Here is a 3,389-nt window from a genome sequence, read left to right as displayed (position 1 = left end):
ATCGTAAAGATTTAATGATTTATTAAATTCTGTGATTTATCACAGTGAACTACTCGCTGACGAGGCGGTAGGAAATCATTAACAGATTGGCAAAATTGAGTCTGAAATAAATTGTTCAACTCATTTAATTCAAGATTGACAGTAATACTTCGGTGTTACGTTTTAATTACGAATTGAAATGAGAACTAGCAAATTAACTGAATCAAGCGTTTTGGTATATGAATCTAATTGAAGCTGTACAGTGCTTAAGTGCACAAGACATCAAACTGTGAATTAAATAAATATTTTATATTTATTTAATTGTCTTAATCCTACTTGTAGGGGTTAACGACTGTTTGGGGTTGTATAGTCAAGTAATTAAGTGCATGTGGTGGATGCCTTGGCAGTCAGAGGCGAAGAAAGACGTGATAGCCTGCGAAAAGCTCCGGGGAGGCGGCAAATATCCTTTGATCCGGAGATGTCTGAATGGGGGAACCCACCTACCTTAAGGTAGGTATTGCAACATGAATACATAGTGTTGCAAGGCGAACGCGGGGAAGTGAAACATCTCAGTACCCGTAGGAAAAGAAATCAATTGAGATTCCCTCAGTAGCGGCGAGCGAAAGGGGAAAAGCCCATTAAGTTATGTGTGTTTTAGTGGAATGCTCTGGGAAGTGCAACCATAGTGGGTGATAGTCCTGTACACGAAAGGGCACACATAATGATGACGAGTAGGGCGAGGCACGTGAAACCTTGTCTGAATATGGGGGGACCATCCTCCAAGGCTAAATACTCCTGACTGACCGATAGTGAACCAGTACCGTGAGGGAAAGGCGAAAAGAACCCCTGTGAGGGGAGTGAAATAGATCCTGAAACCGCATGCATACAAGCAGTGGGAGCCGACTTGTTCGGTGACTGCGTACCTTTTGTATAATGGGTCAGCGACTTATATTCAGTAGCGAGGTTAACCGCATAGGGGAGCCGTAGAGAAATCGAGTCTTAATAGGGCGTCTAGTTGCTGGGTATAGACCCGAAACCGGGTGATCTATCCATGAGCAGGTTGAAGGTTGGGTAACACTAACTGGAGGACCGAACCCACTGTCGTTGAAAAGCCAGGGGATGACTTGTGGATAGGGGTGAAAGGCTAATCAAACTCGGTGATAGCTGGTTCTCCCCGAAAGCTATTTAGGTAGCGCCTCGGACGAATACCATTGGGGGTAGAGCACTGTTTCGGCTAGGGGGTCATCCCGACTTACCAAACCGATGCAAACTCCGAATACCAATGAGTACTATCCGGGAGACAGACTGCGGGTGCTAACGTCCGTAGTCAAGAGGAAAACAATCCAGACCGCCAGCTAAGGCCCCAAAATCATAGTTAAGTGGGAAACGATGTGGGAAGGCATAGACAGCTAGGAGGTTGGCTTAGAAGCAGCCACCCTTTAAAGAAAGCGTAATAGCTCACTAGTCGAGTCGGCCTGCGCGGAAGATGTAACGGGGCTAAAACTATGTGCCGAAGCTGCGGATGCATAATTTATTATGCGTGGTAGGGGAGCGTTCTGTAAGCCGACGAAGGTGGATTGAGAAGTCTGCTGGAGGTATCAGAAGTGCGAATGCTGACGTGAGTAACGACAAAACGGGTGAAAAACCCGTTCGCTGAAAGACCAAGGGTTCCAGTCCAACGTTAATCGGGGCTGGGTGAGTCGACCCCTAAGGCGAGGCCGAGAGGCGTAGTCGATGGGAAATTGGTTAATATTCCAATACTTCAGTGTAATGCGATGAGAGGACGGAGAAGGTTAAGTCAGCCTGGCGTTGGTTGTCCAGGTGAAAGGAAGTAGGCATGCATCTTAGGCAAATCCGGGGTGCTCTATGCTGAGATCTGATAGCAAGCTGTACTTGTACAGTGAAGTGGCTGATACCCTGCTTCCAGGAAAAGTCTCTAAGCTTCAGTTACACTGGAATCGTACCCGAAACCGACACAGGTGGTCAGGTCGAGTAGACCAAAGCGCTTGAGAGAACTCTGCTGAAGGAACTAGGCAAAATGGTACCGTAACTTCGGGAGAAGGTACGCTGTTGATGGTGATAGGACTTGCTCCTTGAGCTGTCGACAGCCTCAGAAACCAGGCCGCTGCAACTGTTTATTAAAAACATAGCACTCTGCAAACACGAAAGTGGACGTATAGGGTGTGATGCCTGCCCGGTGCTGGAAGGTTAATTGATGGGGTTAGCGTAAGCGAAGCTCTTGATCGAAGCCCCAGTAAACGGCGGCCGTAACTATAACGGTCCTAAGGTAGCGAAATTCCTTGTCGGGTAAGTTCCGACCTGCACGAATGGCATAATGATGGCGGCGCTGTCTCCAGCAGAGGCTCAGTGAAATCGAATTCGCCGTGAAGATGCGGTGTACCCGCGGCTAGACGGAAAGACCCCGTGAACCTTTACTGCAGCTTGACATTGAACTTTGACCTTACTTGTGTAGGATAGGTGGGAGGCTTTGAAACTCGGACGCTAGTTCGAGTGGAGCCGTCCTTGAAATACCACCCTGGTAATGTTGAGGTTCTAACTCTGTCCCGTTATCCGGGACGAGGACCATGTCTGGTGGGTAGTTTGACTGGGGCGGTCTCCTCCTAAAGAGTAACGGAGGAGTACGAAGGTGCGCTCAGCGTGGTCGGAAATCACGCGTAGAGTATAAAGGCAAAAGCGCGCTTAACTGCGAGACCCACAAGTCGAGCAGGTACGAAAGTAGGTCTTAGTGATCCGGTGGTTCTGTATGGAAGGGCCATCGCTCAACGGATAAAAGGTACTCTGGGGATAACAGGCTGATACCGCCCAAGAGTTCATATCGACGGCGGTGTTTGGCACCTCGATGTCGGCTCATCTCATCCTGGGGCTGAAGCAGGTCCCAAGGGTATGGCTGTTCGCCATTTAAAGAGGTACGCGAGCTGGGTTTAGAACGTCGTGAGACAGTTCGGTCCCTATCTACCGTGGGCGCTGGAAATTTGAGAGGATCTGCTCCTAGTACGAGAGGACCAGAGTGGACGAACCTCTGGTGTACCGGTTGTGACGCCAGTCGCATCGCCGGGTAGCTATGTTCGGAAGGGATAACCGCTGAAAGCATCTAAGCGGGAAGCCTACCTCAAGATAAGATTTCCCCGAGGCTTTATGCCTCCTAAAGAGCCGTTGAAGACTACGACGTTGATAGGTTGGATGTGGAAGCATAGCGATATGTGAAGCTGACCAATACTAATTGCTCGTGAGGCTTGACTATACAACACCCAAACAGTTGTTGTATCACAAGCATCAATCGATTCATAAAAGATCACTTAAACCTGATCAGATCAAATATCTTGATTCAGCCCTTGCTGAACATGAAATTTCAGATACAATAGCCAACCTGTTAATAACTCATTTGGAAC

Annotated in this window: 1 rRNA gene; it reads left to right on the top strand. The window is 48.2% G+C overall.

Annotated elements, in window-relative coordinates:
• Nucleotides 1–347 precede the first annotated feature (347 nt).
• Nucleotides 348–3,241: ribosomal RNA gene (locus tag HHA43_RS12960) — 23S ribosomal RNA — on the top strand.
• Nucleotides 3,242–3,389 lie beyond the last annotated feature (148 nt).

Origin of the sequence: Acinetobacter sp. A2 (genome assembly GCF_012371325.1) — a bacterium.
GTDB lineage: Bacteria > Pseudomonadota > Gammaproteobacteria > Pseudomonadales > Moraxellaceae > Acinetobacter.
This window is presented reverse-complemented; position numbering and strand designations above follow the sequence as displayed.